The sequence below is a fragment of the Streptomyces sp. NPDC057743 genome (assembly GCF_042798755.1).
GTDB lineage: Bacteria > Actinomycetota > Actinomycetes > Streptomycetales > Streptomycetaceae > Streptomyces.
The window spans coordinates 13,674-33,185 of sequence record NZ_JBHVJX010000005.1 but is presented as its reverse complement, the minus strand read 5'-3'; the positions used below and the strand labels follow the sequence as shown (position 1 = coordinate 33,185).

The following is a 19,512-nucleotide window of genomic DNA, read 5'->3' as shown; positions in this document are numbered from 1 at the left end:
ATCGGAAGGAGCGTGCGCATGGAGCTGGAGCTTCGACACCTGCGGGTGCTGTGTGCGATCGCCGACGTCGGGAGCGTGGGGCGGGCCGCGGTGGAGCTGGGCTACTCGCAACCGGCGATGAGTACCCAACTCCGACGCATAGAGCGGCACTTCGGCGCGCCGCTGTTCGACCGAAACGCATCGGGCGTGGAACTGACCTCGTACGGCACGGAGGTCCTGGCGCAGGCCCGCGACGTACTGGCCCGGGCGGATGCCATCGGGCGCCGGCCGGGCCGGAACGCGGCCGGGGCGCGCCGGCTGCTCCGCCTGGCGGCGACCAACTCCCCGGTGCTGTCCGGGATGGTGGCCCGGCTGCGGAGCCGACTGCCCGATGTCGGGCTCACGGTGAGCAGCGTGTACGCGTCGTCGGAGATCGTCCGACTGTTGGAGGACGGTGCGGTGGACGCGGCGATCGCGGCCGACTACCCGGGGTTGGAGCTGCGGCACTCGGCCGCGGTGGCGCACCGCGGGATCGTCACCGAGCCGTCCTTCCTCGCCCTGTCGGCGCGACACCGGCTCAGGCACCGGGTGGAGGTGGGGCTCGCGGACCTGGCCGACAGTGCCTGGTTCGTGACGCCGGACGACGGGGCGGGCTGGCCCGGGGTGTTCTACGCGGCCTGCGAGTCGGCCGGATTCGCCCCGGCCGCGGTGCATGAATTCCTCGGCGACCAGCTCCAGTTACAGGCCATGATCGCGGAGAGTCTCGGGGTGGCGGTCGTGCAGGCGACGCTCCGGCCGATTCCCGGCGTCGTGGTCAAGCCACTGATCGGCACGCCGCTGTGGTGCCGCTATGTGTTGGCCTGGCGGCGGGAGAGCCTGGCCGACGAGTGCGCCGACACCCTGGTCGGCGCGGCCTCCGCGGCATACCGCGCGCTGATCGCACAGTCGCCACACCTGCGGACCTGGGCGTCCCGCACCTGGAGTCTGGCCAGGCCGTAGGGAGCGGCGGACGGACCGGGGGCGTCGTTCCGCGGGTTGTTATGGCCGGGCGAACCGGGGTGCTATGCCACGCGTCGTTGTCTGCGGGAGGGGTGCCTTGAGAAGGTGACGATCACGCCTCGGCCTCTTCCGGGGCGCCTGTCGTCCACGAAGGAGCAGGGATGCGCTCTCGCTTCACCTGGCCCAGATGTGTGATCGGCGGCCTGGCCGCCTGCGCGACGATCGCCGGTCTCATGGCGACGCCGGCGCTGGCCACGCCCTCGCCCGCGACCACCCCCAAGTCCGTTATGCAGCAGGCCACTTACCGCACAGCGCCGCACGCCACACCGTCCCCGAAAGCCCCCTCGCCCACCGGCCCGACCCTCGGCTCCGGCGAACGTTCCGTGCTCCAGGGCCGGCCGGTCGCCCCCGCCCCACTCCGCCCACTCCGCACGCTCAGCGCGAAGAATCCCCCCACTTCTTCGACTGCGGCGACGGAGCGCAAGGGCGGCCGGCGCCCCGCCCCGGCCTCGTGCAGCCCGGGCGACTTCGGCGGCCGCACCGGAGCCGACCTGGTCACGGCGGTCAAGGCCGCGACCATGGAGTGCGTCAACTCGCTCTTCTCGCTCACCGGCAAGGACGCGCACGACGTGTTCCGCGAGGAACAGATGGTCACCATCGCCAACGCCTTCAAGGACGGGGCGTCGTCGTACACCGGCGACAACTCCGCCAAGGTGTGGCAACTCGTGCTCTTCCTGCGCGCCGGCTACTACGTGCAGTCCAACCACCCCTCCGACGTGGGCCCGTACGGCCAGAAGCTGGCCACGGCCACCCAGGGCGGCCTGGACGCCTTCTTCGCCAACTCCCGCTCGAACGACGTCTCTTCGGGCAACGGTGACGTGCTCGGCGAGGTCCTGATCCTCTCCGACAGCGCCAACGAACAGGGCCGCTACCTGGCCGTCTACCAACGGGTGCTCAAGGGCTACAACGCCTCCTACGACACCATCCCCAGCATGCTGACCGCGGTCAACGACGTCTACACCCCGCTCTGGCGCGGAAACTGGAACGAGGAGTACGTCAAGGCGGTGACGGCCGACCCGAGCATCATCGACACGCTCAACGCGTTCGCGCTGGACCACCTCAAGCTGCTGGGCACCGACAACTCGTTCCTGGACTCCAACGCCGGTATGAACGTGGGGCGTTACGTCGAACATCAGCCGCTCCAGGCCAAGGTCCGACCGCTCATCAAGGGCCTGCTGAACGCCTCGAAGATCACCGGCCCGACCGCACCCCTGTGGGTCACGGTCGCCAGTCAGGCCGACTCCTACGACAAGGCCAACTGCGCCTCCTACGGAGTGTGCGATCTGGCCGACCAACTCGCCAAGGCGGCCCTCCCGATCAACCACCCCTGCGACCAGACCCACACCGTCAAGGCGCAGGCCCTGACCGCCGCCGACCTCGACGCCACCTGCGCCAGTCTGCTGCGCCAGGACCCGTACTTCCACAAGCTGGTGAACGACAACGGCCCGATACCCGGCCAACACGAGTCGACGGTCCAACTCGTCGTCTTCGGCAGCCGCAACGACTACCAGACCTACGCCGGGGCGATCTACGGAGTCGACACCAACAACGGCGGCATCACCCTGGTCGGCGACCCGACCAAGCCCGACAACCAACCGATGTCGATCATGTATCAGAAGGACTCCGACGACGGCTTCCCCGCCCGGATCTGGAACCTCAACCACGAGTACACCCACTACCTCGACGCCCGCGACGACATGAAGGGCGACTTCAACCAGCAGACCACCGTCCCGGACGTCTGGTGGATCGAGGGGCTCGCCGAGTACGTCTCGTACGGCTACCGGGGCGTCACCGACGACGAGGCGGTGCGCCAGGCCAATCAACACACCTACAAGCTCAGCACGTTGTTCCAGACCACCTACGCCAACAGCAACGAGACCCGCACCTACCCGTGGGGCTACCTCGCGGTCCGCTACATGTTCGAGAAGCACCCCCAGGACATCGCCACCATGCTGGGCCACTTCAGGACCGGCGACTACGCGGGCGGCTACGCCGTCTACAACCGCGACATCGGCACCCGCTACGACGCCGACTTCGACGCCTGGCTGACCGCCTGTGCGTCCGGCGGTTGCGCCGCCAAACAGGCGCGCTGACGCTGCACGGCACCGCGCCCGTCTGACCGGGACGCGGTCGGCCGCCGCGCCGCACCCGCGCATCCGTCGCACCACCCTCCGCCCCCGCACCGGCCGTTCGCCGATGCCGGGGCGGAGGTGTGCAGGCCCCGAACGGCAGCCGGCCGGACCCCGTCAGCCGCAGCAGCGCCCTCGCATACCCCGGCGCCCCAGCCGTCGCGTCGCATAACTGGCTCAAAAGTGCGCCCTCCCGTGCGCGCACGCGCCCCCTTATTGCATGGATGACGCAACTGCACTCGATTGTCGAGGGGCGAATACCGGCCTACTGTTGCTGCCGCCGTGGTGCTCGGGAAGACCGGTGAAAGACCGGGGCGGCCCTCGCCACTGTGATCGGGAAGTCTTCGCGTCATCCCCGCCGGGATCGGCGGGTGCCACTGGGCAGTTGATGCCCGGGAAGGCGGCTGCGCGGACGCTGGACCCGTAAGCCAGGAGACCGGCCACGGCACCGCACAACGACCCATCCACGAGGTGCTGGAGAGGCTGCCTGAAATGCCCCTGTTGAAACATTCCCCCACGTCATCCACCACCGCATCCGCCGTCCCGCAGCGTTGGCGGCGGCAGGACTGGATACGCTCCGGCGTGCTGTTCGCGGTGATCGCCGCCATGCACCTGGTGGCCTTCGTCATCCTGGCCGCCCTCGTCGCGCCGCACCACTACACCGTCGGCAAGCAGGTCTTCGGAGTCGGACTCGGCATCACCGCCTACACGTTGGGCATGCGGCACGCGTTCGACGCCGACCACATCGCCGCCATCGACAACACCACCCGCAAGCTGATGGCCGACGGCCAACGCCCCGTCTCGGTGGGCTTCTGGTTCGCCATCGGCCACTCCACCATCGTGCTGGTGCTGGCGGGCCTGATCGCCGCCGGCGCGAGGGTCGCCGGCACCCTCGCGAACGACAACTCCGGCGCCCGCGCCACCCTCGGTGCCATCAGCACCACCATCTCGGGCGCCTTCCTCTACCTGATCGCCGCCCTCAACCTCGTTGCGCTGGCCGGGATTTACCGGGTTTTCAAGGCCATGCGCGCCGGGCAGTTCGAAGAGCACGAGCTGGAGAAGCACCTCGCCAGCCGCGGCTTCATGAACCGCATCCTGGGCCGCCTGACCAGCTCCATCCGGCGGCCGGGCCAGATGTATCCGATCGGCCTGCTGTTCGGCCTCGGCTTCGACACCGCGACCGAGGTCACCCTGATGGTCATGGCCGGTTCCGGCGCCGCCGCCGGACTGCCCTGGTACGCGATCCTCTGCCTGCCGCTGCTCTTCGCGGCCGGAATGAGCCTCTTCGACACGCTCGACGGCACCTTCATGAACTTCGCCTACCACTGGGCGTTCGCCAACCCGGTGCGCAAGGTCTACTACAACCTCACCATCACCGGCCTGTCCATCGCCGTCGCCTTCCTCATCGGCACCATCGAGCTCGTCGGCGTGCTGCACGACAACCTCGGTTGGCGGGACGGGCTCACCGACTGGGTCTCCAACATCGACCTCAACAACGCCGGTTACCTCATCGTCGGCCTGTTCATCGCCGTCTGGGCCTGCGCCCTGACCTACTGGCGCCTGGCCAAACTGGAACACCGCTGGGGGAAGAAGGCGGACGAGGCCGGCGGAGCCGGGGGCGCCGACGAAGCCGGCAACGTCAACGAGACCGGCTGACCGCTTTCTGGATTTTCTGGATGCAGTGTCGTCGGGGCCCGTGACCGGGAAATGGTCACGGGCCCCGGCCTATTCCGGGGCGTCCGGCGCGGCCTGCGTTCGCAGCAGGCGGCGCCCGCCCCTACTGCATCCGCAGCAGATCAAGAGTCTGCGGACGGGCGACGACAGGTCGGGCGCGACGCGGCACGGTGGTGACTGTCCGAGTGGCCGAGCGGCCGAACGACCGGCATCCGTTGAGGGGTTGGAATCACCGTGCATCCTGGAGAGCACCGTGCGGACGTTGCCGGAGCCGCCATCCGTCGTCGGCTGCGGGGCGTGGCGATCGATATCGCCCCCGTCTTCGGATTCACCGTGAGCTTCGCCGTCACCCATCGGTTGGTGGTCGCGCTGACACTGGCCGTGGCCGCCGCGGCCGGGATCTGTGGGTACCGGATCGCGCGTGCGGAATCCGTGCGGCGCGCGCTCGCCGCGCTCTGCCTGATCTGCGTCGGGGGTGTGCTCGCCGCCCGCACCGGCCAGGCAACGGACTTCTTCCTCCCCGGCCTGATGCTGCACAGTGTGACGGCCGTTGTCACACCGGTGCTGCTGCTGTGGGGTTGGCCGCCGTTGGGCCTGATGGTCGGGCTGATCACGGGTGAGCGGACCCGATGGCGGCGCTGTCCGGTGCGTCGGCGGGCCTTCACCCGGGGCAACCTGGTGATGTACGCAGGCCACCTGGTGATGCTGGCGATCCAACTCCCGCTGTTCCTCACCGGCCGCACGATCGCGCTCGGCTCGGTCGACGCCTTCGGACCGGTCGTCCTCGCGCTCGGCGCGCTGGTGGGCTGGCGCGTCTACCGACGCAGCGTCGGAACGCACCGCTGCGGCACCCCCGACCCCCTGAACGCCGAGCCGTCCCCCTGTACCCCAACCTCCCACCCCGTGGAAAGGGCCTCCCAGTCATGACCGCAACACGCCCCGACATGCCGACCCAACCGACCGCGCGGAGCTGCCCGTTCGACCCGCCGCCGGAGTACCGCACGCTGCGCGAACAGCAGCCCGTCGCGGAGGTGACCCTGCCCGACGGCATGGCCGGCTGGCTGATCACCGGGTACGAGGAGGCCCGGGCGGTGCTCGCCGACGCCCGGTTCAGCTCCCGGCGCCGTCGCCTGCGGACCGGGAGCGGGCCCGTGGACGACGCCGAACTGCCGGTGCCCGCACCGGGGAACTTCCTGATGATGGACCCGCCCGAACACACCCGGCTCCGCCGGCTGCTCACCGGCCAGTTCACCGTGCGTCGGATGCGGCAACTGACCCCCGCCGTGGAGAAGATCGTCGCCGAGCGGCTGGACGCGATGGCCGCCGCCGGCGGCCCGATCGACCTCGTGCAAGCCTTCGCGCTGCCCGTGCCCTCGTTGGTGATCTGCGAACTGCTCGGCGTGCCCTACGCCGACCGGGAGGACTTCCAACGGGATTCCGCCACCCTCATCCGGCTCGACGCCAGTCTCGACGACGTCCAGCGGGCCCACCAGGCACTGACCGGCTTCCTCCTCCGACTCGTGCGAGCCAAGCGAACCGAGCCCGGCGACGACATCCTCAGCGGCCTGGTGCGGACGGGCGAGCTGACCGACGAGGAACTGGCCGGCGTCGGGGTGCTGTTGCTGCTCGCCGGGCACGAGACGACGGCCAACATGATCGCGCTCAGCACCATGTGCCTGCTGCGCCACCCCGACCAGTGGGAGGCGCTGCGGAACGACCCGGCGCTGATGGACACGGCCGTCGAGGAGCTGCTGCGCTATCTGAGCGTCATCCAGTACGGGGTGCGCCGCACGGCCCTGGAGGACGTGGAGGTGGGCGCCCACCGGATACCGGCCGGCTCGACGGTGGTGGCCAGCCTGCCGTCCGGAAACCGCGACGCGGCACACTTCACCGGCGACCCCGACCAGTTGGACGTCGGCCGACCGTACCGCCCCCACCTGGCGTTCGGACACGGCATCCACCAGTGCCTGGGACAGCAACTGGCCCGGGTGGAGATGAAGGCGGCCCTCTCCGCACTGCTCGATCGCTTCCCCGACCTGCGCCTGGCGGTGCCTGTGGAACAGGTCCCGATGCGCCACGACATGATCGTCTACGGCGTGCACGAGCTCCCGGTGACCTGGTAGCCCCGCGTCGCTCGCGCCAGGCACCCCCTTAATCAGCCACCCAGCCGAACACGCTGCCCCCGCCTGGCAATTCGGCGCTGCAAACGCCCCACCGCACCAACGACAGAACCGACACCACCGACGCAACCGACACAACCAACACAACCAACACCACGAGGAAGCCCCGATGAAGATCGCCATTGACCAGGACAAGTGCGTGGGTGCCGGGCAGTGCGTGCTGGCCGCCGCCGAGGTCTTCGACCAGCGCGACGAGGACGGCATCGTCGTCCTGCTCGACCCCGCCCCACCGCAGGAGGCCCTGGCCGAGGTCGAGGACGCCGCCGGACGCTGCCCCGCGCTGGCCATCGCCGTGCAGCCGTAGGGCTGGTCCCAGCGCCGGTGACCTGGTAGCCCACCGACCCTGTTCCGTGGGCGAGGGCCGCAGCTCCGCACCCGGGCCCGACCCCGGGTGCGGACGGGTGCGTACGGTGAAGGAGTGCACATGATCGACCTGCTCAGAGGGTGGTTGCGGGCCCGGCCGCGGACGGCCGACCTGGCCGCCGCGCTGACCTGCTTCGCCCTGTCCGCCCCGGTGGCGGCGGGCACCGCCTACCGGCACCACAGCCCGATGGCGTGGTCCATCGGCGGACTGGCGCTCGCCTGCGTGCCGTTGATCGCCCGCACCCGCCGCCCGGCCCCGACCGTCGCGGCGACCCTGGCCGTCAACGTCGCCCAGATCCTGCTGCTCGCCTTCCCCGGCGCCTCGCCCATCGCGACCGGCGTCGCGGTGCACGCCGTGGCCGTGCGCACCGACCGGCGGCGCGCCTGGCGCATCGCCGGATGCGCCGCCGCGGTGTTGTTGGCCACCTCCGTCGTCCGCGAGCCGGGCCTGGACAACATCTGGCAGCACCTGGCCGTCATCGCCGGGATGTGCCTGGCCGCGGCCAGCGGCGACGCCGTCCGCAGCCGCCGCCGACTCCTGGTCTCCGCACTGGAACGCGCCGAACGGGCCGAACGCACCAGGGAAGTCGAGGCCCGCCGACGCGTCACCGAGGAACGCCTGCGCATCGCCAGGGAACTCCACGACGTCGTCGCCCACCACATCACCCTGGTCAACGCCCAGGCGGGCGTCGCCCACCACCTGATGCGCACCGACCCCGACCACGCCTACCAGGCACTGGAACGCATCCGCGACACCAGTCGCACCGCACTGGACGAACTGCGCACCACGGTGGGCCTGCTCCGCTACCGTGACGACCCGGCCGCCCCGCGCGAACCCACCCCCGGCCTGGCGCACCTCGACGGCCTGCTGGACTCCTTCCGCCACAGCGGCCTCCACCTCACCGTCGAACGGGCCGGCCGGCCAACGGAGTTGCCGCCGATCACCGATCTCGCGGCCTACCGCATCATCCAGGAAGCCCTCACCAACACCCGCAAGCACGCGGGCCCCGTCCCCGTCCGGGTCCAACTCGACCACCGCCCCGACGCACTGCGGATCACCGTCGAGGACGACGGCCCCACCGCACCGCAGACCAGCGTCGACGACGGCGCCGATTCGGCCCCCGGCACCGGCCACGGCATGATCGGGATGCGCGAGCGTGCCAAGGCCGCCGGCGGCACCCTCACCGCCGGCCCACGCCCCACCGGCGGCTTCCGCATCCACACCGAACTGCCGCTGCGCATCGACCGAAAGGCCCCGGCCCCATGACGATCCGCGTTCTGCTCGCCGACGACCAGGCACTGCTGCGCGGCACGTTCCGCCTGCTCATCGACTCGACCCCCGACATGGAGGTCGTGGCCGAGGCCGCCACCGGACGCCAGGCCGTCGAACTGGCCCGCAGCCACCGCGTCGACCTCGTCCTGATGGACATCCGCATGCCCGACCTCGACGGGCTCGCCGCAACCAGGCTCATCAGCGACGACGAGGACCTCGCGGGCGTGAAGATCCTGGTCCTGACCACCTTCGAGAACGACGAGTACGTCGCCGAGGCGCTCCGCGCCGGCGCGAGCGGCTTCCTCGGCAAGGGCATCAACCCCGACGAACTGCTCAGCGCGATCCGCGTGGTGGCCGCGGGCGACTCCCTGCTCTCCCCGACCGCCACCAAGTCCCTGATCGCCCGCTTCCTGGCCCAACCCGCCCCGCTCGCCCGCGACCTGCCACCGGGCCTGGCCACCCTCACCCCGCGGGAGCGCGAGGCGGTCACCCTGGTCGCCGCCGGCCTGTCCAACGACGAGATGGCGCAACGCCTCTACGTCACCCCGCTCACCGCGAAGACCCACGTCAACCGCGCCATGGCCAAACTCGGCGCCAGGGACCGCGCCCAACTCGTGGTCATCGCCTACCAGACCGGACTGGCCCACCCCTGACGCCCAACCCCACCCTGGACGGACCCCCGACCCACCCGGCAGACACCCCGGAACGACTTTGGTCGCGGCCCGCCGCGACCAAGGGTGACTGCGGAGCCGACCGTCGACGCCCTAACGTGGGCCCGTGATGCGCACAGAACGTACGACCCCCTCGGTACCGACGCGCCTGGCGGCCTGGTTGAGCGCGGTACCCCACCGGCTGACCTCCGTGGCCAGGGAGCTCCTCGCCCCCGGCATGTGGAGCCCCTGGCGCATCGTGGGCGAGTCGTTGCTGAGCGTGGCGCTCGGGCTCCTGGCTGCGCTGACCCAGGCACTGCAGGCGCCGTTGAACAACGTCGCCTGGATGATCGCGGCCGGCCTGGCCACCGCGCTGCTGTCCCTGGTCCGCCGGGTGCTGCCCGCCACGGCGCTGCTGGTCACCGCCGTCGGCATGGCCGCGTTCCCAGGCATGGCCCCGCTGTTGCTGATCGCGTCCTGGTCCGCGGGCCGGCGCATCACCTCGGTCAGCAAGGCGGTCGGCACCTTCGCCGCCGCCTACGCCCTGGGCGTCGGGCTGTTCCTGGCGCAGGGCGCCCTCCCGCTCCCGCTGGCCCTGGCCACCGTGGCACCGCTGCTGCTGGTCACGGTGATCGTCCCCGGCCTGATCAGCCGCTACTGGTCGCAGCACCGCACCCTGGCGGACACCCTGCGCGAGTACAACGCCCAGATGTTGCGCGAACGCATGATGATCGCCGGGCAGGCGCGGCTGCGCGAGCGGCAGCGCATCGCCCAGGACATGCACGACAGCCTCGGCCACCAACTCACCCTGATCTCCGTCCACGCCGGCGCGCTGGAAGTGGACCGCACGCTGTCCGGCCAGCAGCGGGAGGCCGTCGGCGTGCTGCGCGGGGCATCGGTGGCCGCACTGCACGAACTGCGCGAAGTGGTGGGGTTGCTGCGCGACCGCGCGGAGAGCGCCGGCCACCCCACCGCCCCCGGGCCTGGCACGGCCACGGACGAGCCCGCCACGGCGCCGTCCCGCGGAGTGGCCGGCATCGACGGCCTGGTGGAGGCGTCCCGGAGCGCGTCGGCGCGCGTGGAGCTGCGGCGCTCCGGCATGCCGGGCCCGCTCACCCCGGCCGCCGATCACGCGGCGTACCGCATCGTCCAGGAGGGCCTGACCAACGCCCACAAGCACGCGCCGGGCGCCCCGATCACCGTGGAGCTGCGGTACGAGCCGGACGCGCTGGTCGTCGAGGTCGCCAACGGCGCGGCACCCGAACCGCCGGCCGGCCGCCACGGCGTGGTGAGCGGCGGCCAGGGACTGACCGGACTGCGGGAGAGGACCCGGCTCATCGGCGGCATGGTGCACGCCGGGCCCGCGCCGAACGGCGGCTTCCGACTGGCGGGCGTGCTGCCCTACACCTCCCCGGAAGGCGACGCCCCGCCCCGCTCACCGGGCGACACCGAGCAGCCCTCCGCCACCGACCTCCCCGGTCTGAGCCCGACGAGCACGGTCGGGGGCGACGTTCCGGCCACCGACGACAGCGGTCTGCCGAAGGAACTGGCCAAGGTCATGGGCCGCAGCACCACCCGCAGTTGCCTGGCCATCGGCTGCGGAAGCCTGGCCCTGGTCCTGCTGCTCATGGTGGTCGCCGGGGTCTTCGGCGCCGTCTTCCTGGCGAGCGAGGCAGGCAAGGCACTGATCGATCGGGAGACGTACGACGCCCTGAAGGTGGGCCAACCCGAGGCGGAGGTCCGGGCCAAGCTGCCGTCCGGCGCCTCGTTCCTGACGACCGGCCTGTCCAAGGGCGCGCCGTCGGTACCCAAGGGGGCCACCTGCACCACGTTCATGTCGTCCGAGGACAGCACCAGTTGGGAAACCGATCCGGTCTTCCGGTTCTGCTTCCGGGACGGCAAGCTGATCGAGAAGAAGTCCTTCGAAGTCAGGCGCTGAGGGCCCCAAGCCGAACGGGCCCCGCCCTCTCCCGCACGGCCGTCGGTCAGGCATGATGCCAAGATGGCCGCAGCGAACAACGCTGCCAACCGCGCAGGAGAGCCGTGATCAGGGTCCTAGTCACCGACGACGAGCCGCTCATCCGGGCCGGCATCAGGATGATCCTGACCTCGGCCGACGACATCGACGTGGTCGCCGAGGCCGCCAACGGCCGCGAAGCGGTCGAACTGGCCCGCTCCCAACGGATCGACGTGGCCCTGCTCGACATCCAGATGCCGGTCATGGACGGGCTCACCGCCCTCGCCGAACTGCGCCAGACGGTCCCCGACACCCGCGTCCTGATCCTCACCACCTTCGGCGCGCAGGACAACGTGCTGAACGCGCTGACCGAGGGCAGCGCCGGCTTCCTCCTGAAGGACTCGGCGCCCACCGAACTCATCCGCGCGGTGCGCGCCGCCGCGGCCGGCGAGGCGTACCTCTCGCCCGGAGCCACCCGCCACGTCGTGGACTCGCTCGCCTCCGGCCGGACGGCCAGGACGAACGAGGCCCGCCGCCGACTGGAATCCCTGACCAGGCGCGAACTGGACGTCCTGGCACTGCTGGGCATGGGCCTGTCCAACGCCGACGCCGGCCAACGACTCCACATGAGCGAGGCGACGGTCAAGACCTATGTGAGCCGTATCCTCGCCAAGTTGGGTTGCGAGAACCGCGTCCAGGCCGCACTACTGGCCCGCGACGCGGGCATCGGCGACTGACCGCAACGCGCCCCGGCCGTCGTCGGGGCGGGACGCTCATCGGTGGAGCACGTTGACGCGTTCGCCGCCCAGCAGGGGGGCGCCGAGGGGGGCCTCGGATGTGCGGGGACACCCACACGGGGCGGTGTCCCTGGCGGGAGGGCGGCCACTGGTTGCGCCAGTGCCCGCGCACGAGCCACCGGTGGTGGTAGTTCCGTCGGCGGTCCGGGACGGGGGCGGGCTGGGGATCGCCGGTGGCGTGCCGGAGTTGGACGTAGCGGACGCTGGTGGGGGGTGGGGTCGTGGCGCCTGATGCGGCGTAGCGCCGAGCGGGGTGCCTGGGCGGGGGATTCGCGGGTGAGGGCCTGTCCCATCAACAGCCAGGTGGCCATGAGGGTGCGTTCCACGCCGGCATGCCAGTGGTGACCCCGGGGGTCTTCCCCTTCCGTTGCGGCGAGCCAGTGGGGGAGCCGGCCGTGGGGGAGGAGGCTGGAGGCTATCCGTTCGAGCGTGGGGAGTTGGGCGCGCAGGTGGTTGGCGGGGGTGCCGGAGAGGCGCTCCTGCGCGCTGATGCGTTCGTCCGTCAGCCCCCAGTGGATGACCTCGGTGCCCGGCCCGTGGGGCGACCAGGACACGGCCCGGACGGGCACCCGCAGCGGCCCCACCTCGTATACGGAACAGGGCACCTCCCAGACCAACAGGCCGCACTCGGAGGGGAGTTCGTGGTGGTGTAGCCGGTAGGCGGGGAGCTTCCGGCCGGCGGCTACCGCCAGCTCGGTCATGTCCGCGGCCACGTAGTACATCTCGGCGGCGCCCAGTCCCGCGGCCGCGCGGTGCGCGAGGGCGGCGGCACTGCCGTACGGGTCGGCGGAGTATTCCCGTGGCAGTCGGCCGGTGCCGAGGCCGGCGAAGCTCCGACCCCAGTGGGCCGCGCCTTCCTCGGCAAGCCAGGCGGCCAGTTCGGCCCGGATCTCGGGTACGTCGCAGGCGCGCAAGCGGGTGCTGTCCCCCCTGCGCGAAGCGGCGCCGCCGCCCGTCATGCCGTCACTTCCCTGCCACCGTCGGCGCCGGCGAGGCCGGTGGCGGTGGCGCTGTTTCGGGTGAAGAGCAGGCGAGTGCGCATGCGGAAGACCGGGGTGCGGTCCTGGTTGGTGGCGGTGAGGAGGAAGCTGACCACGCCGAGGTGCGGCTTCTTGGCATGGGGTTGGGCCGATTCCACCTCGGCCCGGGCGGACAGTTCGTCGCCGGGACGCACGGGGTGCAGGAACCGCACCTCGTCCATGCCGTACGAGCCCTGGCAGGCGGAGCGCGCCAGCAGGGTGCGTACGAAGCGACCCAGGACCACCGCTCCGGTGTGCCAGCCGCTGGCGACCAGCCCGCCGAAGGGGGAGTGGCGCGCGGCGGCTTCGTCGAGGTGGAAGGGCATGGGGTCGTACCGGCGGGCGTAGCCGGTGATGTCGGCGGCGGTCAGGAGCTCGTGGCCGAGGTCGAAAGCGGCACCGGCGGGGAAGTCCTCGAAGTGGTGGTGCATGTGTCCTCCTGCCGGGACAAGTTGGCGAGTGGGGAATGGGTGTGGCCGGGGCGGGGCCGGGCGCTTTGGCGGTAGAGCTGCGCGACGTGGAAGGCGAGGTCCATCGACTGGTTGTGGTTGAGGCGGGGGTCGCAGGAGGTTTCGTACCGCTCGGGCAGGTCGTGGGGCGTCAGGGCGTCCCCGCCGCCCAGGCATTCGGTGACGGCGCTGCCGGTGAGTTCGATGTGCAGGCCGCCGGGATGGGTGCCCAGACTGCGGTGGACGTCGAAGAAGCCGGTCACCTCGTCGAGGATGTCGTCGAGGTGGCGGGTCTTGTGGCCGGTGGGGGCCTGGAAGGTGTTGCCGTGCATGGGGTCGCACAGCCAGGCGACCAGGGCGCCGCTTCGGGTGACCGCCTCGACGACGGGCGGGAGAACCTCGCGGATCCGGTCCTTGCCCATGCGGGTGATGAAGGTCAACCGCCCCGGTTCACGGGCCGCGTCCAGGCGTTGGACGAGGGCCAGGGCGTCCTGCGGGGTGGTGGTGGGGCCGAGCTTGACGGCGACGGGGTTGGCGATCTCGGCGGCGAAGGCGAGGTGTGCGCCGTCCAGGCCGCGGGTGCGTTCGCCGATCCAGAGCAGATGGGCGGATCCCGCGTACTGGCGGCCGGTATGCGGGTCGGTGGCGGCCAGGGCGGATTCGTAGTCCAGCAGGAGCGCCTCGTGACTGACGTAGAATTCCGTCGGTCGGATGCCTGAGCCGGACTGTGGGGGACCGTAGGTGCCCAAGAAGGCGAGCGCGGCCTCGATCTCGCCGAGCAGGTGCTCATAGCGTTTTCCGAGGGGCGAGCGGAGGACGAACTCGCGGTTCCAGGCGTGCACTTGGTCCAGTCCGGCGTGTCCCGCGGCGGTCAGGGCACGGATGAGGTTCAGGGTGGCCGCCGACCGCTGGTACATCGTGTTCAGCCGTCGGGGGTCCGGTGTGCGGGCCTGGGCGGTGAACTCCCTGGCGTTGACGCAGTCACCGCGGTACGAGGGCAGGGTGACCGAACCGCGGGTTTCGGTCGGGGCGGAGCGGGGCTTGGCGTACTGGCCGGCGATGCGCCCGACGGTGGTGACGGGGGTCGAGGCCGCGTAGCCGAGGACGGCCGCCATCTGCCGGAGCGTGGCGAGGGAGCCTGCGGTCGCCTGGGCGGTGGCGCCCTCGAACGCCTCGGCGCAGTCGCCCCCTTGGAGCAGCAGGGCGTTGCCGCGGGCGACCTCGGCGAGGCGTGCGCGGAGCGTGTCGCATTCGTGCGCGAGGACCAGCGGAGGGAGCGTGCGCAGCTCGGCCAGGACCGCTTCCAATGCGACGGGGTCGGGCCACGGGGGCTGCTGGGCGGCGGGCAGGCCGCGCCAGGCAGCGGCGCCGGGCCGGTGGTTGGACCGGGTGTTCATCAGCGTGACAGCCCCTCATATGACGGTGTTGCCGTGGGTGGGGGAGCGATGGATGCGCCGGTGGGATACGAGCCGAGGACCCGCAGTTCGGGGAGGCACAGCCGCAGATGCCTGGCCAGCAGGCGCACCGGGGCGTCGTCGAGGTGCCCGTCGAGGTCGATCAACACCGCGGCGGGGCGGGCCGGGAGACCCGGAAGAACGCCCACGCGGTGGTGTGGGACGTCCACGCCGGCGGTGCGCAGGGCATCGTCGATCCGGGCGCGCACCCGCGGCAGTTGCCCCGGGACGCGACCGAGCAGGGACGTGCGGGCGGATGGCGGGCGCGGACCGGTCCCGCCGCCGTGCTGCCCCCTCGTCGGGCCGCCGACCAGCACGAAGCGGGTGGTGGCCGTCGCGTCATCGCGGATGCCGCTGGCCAGGGGGACAAGTCCGTAGTGGGCAGCCGCGGTTGGGGGCGCGAGGGCCGCGTCCCAGCGTCCCTGGGCGACCTGGTGGGCGCCGGCCGCGTTCGACGACACCGGCACGCGGCGGGCCTGCGGCAGGTGGGCTGCCAGCCAGTCGCGTACCTGGGGGAAGGCGTGCGGATGCCCGGCAACGGTGCCGATCCGCTCGATGGTTGTGCCGGGGCGGACGAGCAGGCAGAACGCGATGGCCAGGTGCACCTCGCGCTCGATGGCCAGTCCAGGCAGCGGCGCCAGGGCCTGGAACGTGGCGCCCACCAGGCCGCTGACGGAGTTCTCCAGCGGCAGCATCGCCGCGGCGGCCGTCCCCCTTGCCACCGCGGCCACCGCCTCGTCGGCGGAACGGACCGGGGCGAGCGGGGCGTTCGTGTGCTCGGGAAGGGCGCGCAGGGCGAGTTCGGTGAAGGTGCCCTCGGGGCCGAGGTAGCACAGGCGTCGAACCGTCGCACGGCCCGAGACCGGGGCGCCGCGCACCGCGTCCGGCGCCGTGGAAGTGGCGTGCAGGGTGTCCATGGCGATCACGGACTCCAATGTGCGGTGTCGGCACCCGGCGCGACAGTCGCCTCCTCGTTCTAGATCACTGGTACTAGGCGGATCGCCATAGGCCATTCGATCAACTACCGGCCCCTCGCCCGCCAGTTGATGCTGGGTTCACCGGCACCTTGGATCTTCGGGAGGCAGCATGTCAGCAGAGTCGGCCCGCTCACTGCTCGTCGTCGGCGACCGCTTCGCGGACTTCGCCCACGCGGTCGGCGCCACCACCTTCTCCGCCTTCGTCCACGCCCTCGACAACGGGGACTTCGACAGTCCGCGGGAGGAACTGACCGTCCACACCGGGCAGGGCATCGGGGACTACGAACTGGGCTATCTGCGCGAGGCCGCCACGCGGCGCGGCCTGGAGACGCTGATCCGCCTGACGGACCAACCCGCGGAACTGGTCGGCCGCCAGCACGTGCACAAGGCACGGGCCGACAACGTCCTGGTCGCCGGACTGGAACAGACCGGCGAGGCGGATTTCGAGGCCGAACTGCGGCTGCACGACCACAACGAGCTGCTCGTCGACGTCCAGGACCGGGTGCACGTCCAGGGCATGGTCGCCATCGAGGCGAGCCGGCAGATGTTCCTGGCCGTCACCGAGGGCCATGTCCTCTCCCGCTGGCCGCAGCAGCGCTACTACATCGTCATCAACGACATGAACACCAAGTTCGAGAACTTCCTCTTCCCGGTGCGCGCCAGGCTGCACCTGCACATCGACAGCATCGATGTGAGCGACCCGGGCAAGGTGCCGCTGCGGGTGACGGTCACCGTCGAGCAGGCCGGGCGCAGCGCCGCCACGACGACGGTGGACATGATCGCCTTCGCGCCCGGCGTGGTGGACGGCAAGGAACTGCGCCGGGCCAAGCACGCGGCGGCGGCCGTCACGGAGCCGGTCGGTGTCTGACGGCGCCGCCCCCGCAGCACCCGACCTGGACCGGGAACTCGACCGCAACCGCCGGCGCATCGACGAACTCGACGCCCAACTCGCGACGCTGTTCCAACAGCGTCGCACACACTCCCGCCGCATCCAGGACCTGCGGACGGGCGCCGGCCGCGACCGGCTCGACGGCCAGCGGGAGGAACGGGTGCGCGCCCGCTACCGGGCGGTGCTCGGCGCGGACGGCGACCAACTGGCCGCGGCCATCCTGTGGTTGTGCCGGGGCGGCGAGCCGGGGGAGTGGACGCGACGGGGCGCGGCCGACGAGGAGCGCACGGCACCCGCGAGCGGACCGGAGGTGAGCAGTGGCCCGCATCTATGAGATCGACGGCGTGGCGCCGCGCGTGCACCCCCTGGCCTACGTCCACCCGGATGCCGTCCTGATCGGGGACGTCACCATCGGGCCCGATGCCTACATCGCCCCGCTGGCCAGTCTCCGGGGCGACTTCGGGGCGATCCGCATCGGCGCCGGCGCCAACGTCCAGGACGGGTGCGTGCTGCACTGCTTCCCCGACACCGCGACCATCGTGGAGGAGGACGGGCACATCGGGCACGGCACCGTGCTGCACGGCTGCCGGATCGGGGCCGGTGCCCTGATCGGCATGAACTCCGTGATCATGGACGGTGCGGTGATCGGCGAGCGGTCCTTCGTCGCCGCGAACAGCTTCGTCAAGTCGGGCTTCGAGGTGCCCGCCCGCCATCTGGCCCTGGGCAGCCCGGCCCGTACGGCGCGCGAGCTCACCGACGACGAGATGGCCTGGAAGGCCAACGGCACACGCCTTTACCAGGAGTTGGGACGGCGCAGCGCCAAGACCCTGCGCCCGGTCCCCGACGGCGCCCGCCCTGCCTGGTCCGCCCCCGTCGGCGACGACGGGCAGCGCGCCCAGACCCCACCGGACGGGCGCACCGCACCCGCACACGTACCGCTGAACGAGTACCGCGCCGCGGCCAACACGGCGCGCAAGGAGGAGAAATGACGGAGCTTCAGCCGACCTTCCGGGTCATCCGGGCCAACGAGACCTCGCTGGACACGCAGCAGTCGCCCGGCGCCCAGCGGATGGCCGCGGTGAGCGCGACGACGACGGACGCCAAGCGGATCTGGTTCGGCCGGGTGACCAACGAGCCCGGCATGAGGTCCGTGCCGCACCACCACGGCGAGGCCGAGACCGCGGGCTATGTCGTCAACGGGCGGATGCGCATCTACCACGGCGAGGGCTTCAAGGAGTATGTCGACCTGGACGAGGGCGACTTCGTCTACCTCCCGCCGTACTTCCCGCACATCGAGGCCAATCTCAGCGACACCGCCGAGCTGGTGCTGCTCGCCGCGCGCACCCCGGACAACATCGTGGAGAACCTCGACGACCCCGACCAGTTGGACCACTGGCACCCCACGCAGTGACCACCGGCGCCACCTGGTCACTGACCGCATGATCCGCAGGCCACGTCGCCCGCTCACGGGCGACCGGCGGTCGTGGGCCGCCCGTGACACCCCTCACGGGCGGCCCGCACGCATGCCCGCTTCCGCCGACCCTCCCAACTCGCCTACGTTCAACCCTTGTTGGGCCTGGTCTTCTGCCGGAAGCTGGCCTTCTTCTCCCGGTTTCCGCACAGGTCCATCGAGCACCACCGCCTGCTGTTCGTCCGGGACTGGTCCAGGAAGATCACCGTGCAGGTCGGTCCCGCGCACTCGCGCAGCCGCGGCGCGTCGACGCCCGTGAGCAACTCCACCGCGTCCCGCGCCAGGGAGGCCAGCATGCCCAGTACCGACTCCGTGCCCGCCCAGTCCAGGCCCCGACCGTCGGCGCTGAGCGCCAGCGGCAGCGGTGCGCGGCGCGCCCAGCGGTTGACCGTCGCGGTGTCCTCGGGGTCCGGGGCGGTGCCGGCCATCTTGGCGCGGACGGCGCGGTAGATGGCTTCGCGCAGTGCGCGCGCCTGGCGCGCGGTGTGTTCGCTGACCGGCCCCGGTGCACCGTCCGGCGGCAACAGGCCGGCCTCGACCCCCCACCGCTTCACGCGCTCGCCGGTCGCGATCCGCTCGATGTCAAGGTGTCCGCGCCGACCCATCGTGCCCGCGAAGTCCAGGCACGGTCGCCCCGAATGGAACGGGAAGTCCAACCGACGGTCATCCAGGACTACTTCACCCATGGCCTGCCCTTTCGCCGTTGTTCACGCGATGCTGACGCCCCCCGACATGCCCGTTCGGGCGAGACTCACACCCCCGCGATGGAACCAGCTTAGCCGGTTCCATGTGCTACAGTCTCGTTGGCCAGTGATTCGGTGGCGGACCCGGCCCAGGAGGTCGCAGGGAGCATGTCTACCAACGGAACCCCCTACGTCTTAGCCAGACCCCCGGTCGGCGCATGCGACCCACCATGCGCCCAACCAAACGAACCTCGCACGAAGTTGACGGTGCGTGAGACCCAAGTTCTCACGGCGATCGTCAAAGGGATGTCAAACCGCCGGATCGGGCGTGAGTTGCGGATCTCCGAGCACACGGTCAAGGCCCACATCCGATCGATCTTCCACAAGCTCCGGGTGGTCTCGCGCACCCAGGCCGCCATCATCGGCCTCCAGGCAGGTGTCGTCCCACCGGCCTGATCCACTGTCGATGCATCCCCACGCCTGGACCCATCCGGCGGCGCTCCAACTGC

At 71.3% G+C, this 19,512-nt stretch carries 19 protein-coding genes and 1 riboswitch; of the genes, 15 read left to right on the top strand and 4 right to left on the bottom strand.

The features are described from left to right. Window positions 1–18: 18 nt before the first annotated feature. From ACFVFQ_RS07000 to ACFVFQ_RS06955, 10 genes are all read left to right on the top strand, one after another. On the top strand, window positions 19–978 hold the full coding sequence (locus ACFVFQ_RS07000; protein ID WP_383410013.1) for a LysR family transcriptional regulator: 960 nt from the start codon (window positions 19–21) through the stop codon (window positions 976–978). Window positions 979–1,139: 161 nt separating this feature from the next. After that, a complete protein-coding gene (locus tag ACFVFQ_RS06995) occupies window positions 1,140–3,131 on the top strand; it encodes a collagenase (RefSeq protein ID WP_383410011.1) in 1,992 nt (663 codons plus the stop codon). A gap of 302 nt (window positions 3,132–3,433) precedes the next feature. Next, window positions 3,434–3,627, top strand: a riboswitch (cobalamin riboswitch). A gap of 32 nt (window positions 3,628–3,659) precedes the next feature. Then, complete coding sequence (locus tag ACFVFQ_RS06990; RefSeq protein ID WP_383410008.1) at window positions 3,660–4,823, top strand: HoxN/HupN/NixA family nickel/cobalt transporter; 1,164 nt, start codon at window positions 3,660–3,662, stop codon at window positions 4,821–4,823. Window positions 4,824–5,138: 315 nt separating this feature from the next. Further along, window positions 5,139–5,768, top strand: a complete 630-nt coding sequence (locus ACFVFQ_RS06985) for a DUF3159 domain-containing protein (protein WP_383410005.1) — start codon at window positions 5,139–5,141, stop codon at window positions 5,766–5,768. Then, window positions 5,765–6,964, top strand: a complete 1,200-nt coding sequence (locus tag ACFVFQ_RS06980) for a cytochrome P450 (protein ID WP_383410001.1) — start codon at window positions 5,765–5,767, stop codon at window positions 6,962–6,964. Before ACFVFQ_RS06985 ends, ACFVFQ_RS06980 begins: the two co-directional genes overlap by 4 nt. Window positions 6,965–7,130: 166 nt before the next feature. Next, window positions 7,131–7,325, top strand: a complete 195-nt coding sequence (locus ACFVFQ_RS06975; RefSeq protein WP_383409994.1) for a ferredoxin — start codon at window positions 7,131–7,133, stop codon at window positions 7,323–7,325. A gap of 120 nt (window positions 7,326–7,445) precedes the next feature. Next, complete coding sequence (locus tag ACFVFQ_RS06970; RefSeq protein ID WP_383409991.1) at window positions 7,446–8,651, top strand: sensor histidine kinase; 1,206 nt, start codon at window positions 7,446–7,448, stop codon at window positions 8,649–8,651. Continuing rightward, window positions 8,648–9,310, top strand: coding sequence for a response regulator (locus ACFVFQ_RS06965; protein WP_383409988.1), 663 nt, complete (start codon window positions 8,648–8,650; stop codon window positions 9,308–9,310). The genes ACFVFQ_RS06970 and ACFVFQ_RS06965 overlap by 4 nt, the downstream gene beginning before the upstream one ends. Window positions 9,311–9,545: 235 nt before the next feature. After that, complete coding sequence (locus ACFVFQ_RS06960) at window positions 9,546–11,246, top strand: sensor histidine kinase (RefSeq protein WP_383410784.1); 1,701 nt, start codon at window positions 9,546–9,548, stop codon at window positions 11,244–11,246. Between the two features lie 104 nt (window positions 11,247–11,350). Further along, entirely contained in the window at window positions 11,351–12,001 is a 651-nt protein-coding gene (locus tag ACFVFQ_RS06955; protein ID WP_383409985.1) for a response regulator, read from the top strand. A gap of 1,015 nt (window positions 12,002–13,016) precedes the next feature. Here the strand turns inward: ACFVFQ_RS06955 and ACFVFQ_RS06950 are convergent. From ACFVFQ_RS06950 to ACFVFQ_RS06940, 3 genes are read right to left on the bottom strand one after another with little or no spacing between them, the layout of a single operon-like run. Next, a complete protein-coding gene (locus ACFVFQ_RS06950; RefSeq protein ID WP_383409982.1) occupies window positions 13,017–13,511 on the bottom strand; it encodes a MaoC family dehydratase in 495 nt (164 codons plus the stop codon). Beyond that, window positions 13,448–14,926, bottom strand: a complete 1,479-nt coding sequence (locus ACFVFQ_RS06945; protein ID WP_383409980.1) for a class II 3-deoxy-7-phosphoheptulonate synthase — start codon at window positions 14,924–14,926, stop codon at window positions 13,448–13,450. The genes ACFVFQ_RS06950 and ACFVFQ_RS06945 overlap by 64 nt, the downstream gene beginning before the upstream one ends. Continuing rightward, the gene (locus ACFVFQ_RS06940; protein ID WP_383410781.1) at window positions 14,926–15,900 is read right to left on the bottom strand and encodes a prephenate dehydratase; all 975 of its coding nucleotides are present in this window, start codon (window positions 15,898–15,900) and stop codon (window positions 14,926–14,928) included. The genes ACFVFQ_RS06945 and ACFVFQ_RS06940 overlap by 1 nt, the downstream gene beginning before the upstream one ends. 169 nt (window positions 15,901–16,069) lie before the next feature. Between ACFVFQ_RS06940 and ACFVFQ_RS06935 the strand changes: the two genes are divergently transcribed. Genes ACFVFQ_RS06935 through ACFVFQ_RS06920 form a run of 4 tightly spaced genes read left to right on the top strand, consistent with a single transcriptional unit; the run spans window position 16,070 to window position 18,260 of the window. Then, window positions 16,070–16,828, top strand: coding sequence for an AfsA-related hotdog domain-containing protein (locus ACFVFQ_RS06935; protein ID WP_383409977.1), 759 nt, complete (start codon window positions 16,070–16,072; stop codon window positions 16,826–16,828). After that, complete coding sequence (locus ACFVFQ_RS06930; RefSeq protein ID WP_383409974.1) at window positions 16,821–17,183, top strand: chorismate mutase; 363 nt, start codon at window positions 16,821–16,823, stop codon at window positions 17,181–17,183. Before ACFVFQ_RS06935 ends, ACFVFQ_RS06930 begins: the two co-directional genes overlap by 8 nt. Continuing rightward, window positions 17,167–17,838, top strand: a complete 672-nt coding sequence (locus ACFVFQ_RS06925) for a transferase hexapeptide repeat family protein (protein WP_383409971.1) — start codon at window positions 17,167–17,169, stop codon at window positions 17,836–17,838. The genes ACFVFQ_RS06930 and ACFVFQ_RS06925 overlap by 17 nt, the downstream gene beginning before the upstream one ends. Next, window positions 17,835–18,260 carry a cupin domain-containing protein gene (locus ACFVFQ_RS06920; protein WP_383409968.1) on the top strand — a complete coding sequence of 142 codons (426 nt, stop codon included), beginning with the start codon at window positions 17,835–17,837 and terminating at the stop codon, window positions 18,258–18,260. Before ACFVFQ_RS06925 ends, ACFVFQ_RS06920 begins: the two co-directional genes overlap by 4 nt. 149 nt (window positions 18,261–18,409) lie before the next feature. Here the strand turns inward: ACFVFQ_RS06920 and ACFVFQ_RS06915 are convergent, their stop codons facing one another. Next, on the bottom strand, window positions 18,410–19,006 hold the full coding sequence (locus tag ACFVFQ_RS06915; protein ID WP_383409966.1) for a CGNR zinc finger domain-containing protein: 597 nt from the start codon (window positions 19,004–19,006) through the stop codon (window positions 18,410–18,412). 165 nt (window positions 19,007–19,171) lie between these two features. On the opposite strand from ACFVFQ_RS06915, the gene ACFVFQ_RS06910 reads away from it, so the two are divergent. Further along, the gene (locus tag ACFVFQ_RS06910) at window positions 19,172–19,459 is read left to right on the top strand and encodes a response regulator transcription factor (protein WP_383409963.1); all 288 of its coding nucleotides are present in this window, start codon (window positions 19,172–19,174) and stop codon (window positions 19,457–19,459) included. Window positions 19,460–19,512 lie beyond the last annotated feature (53 nt).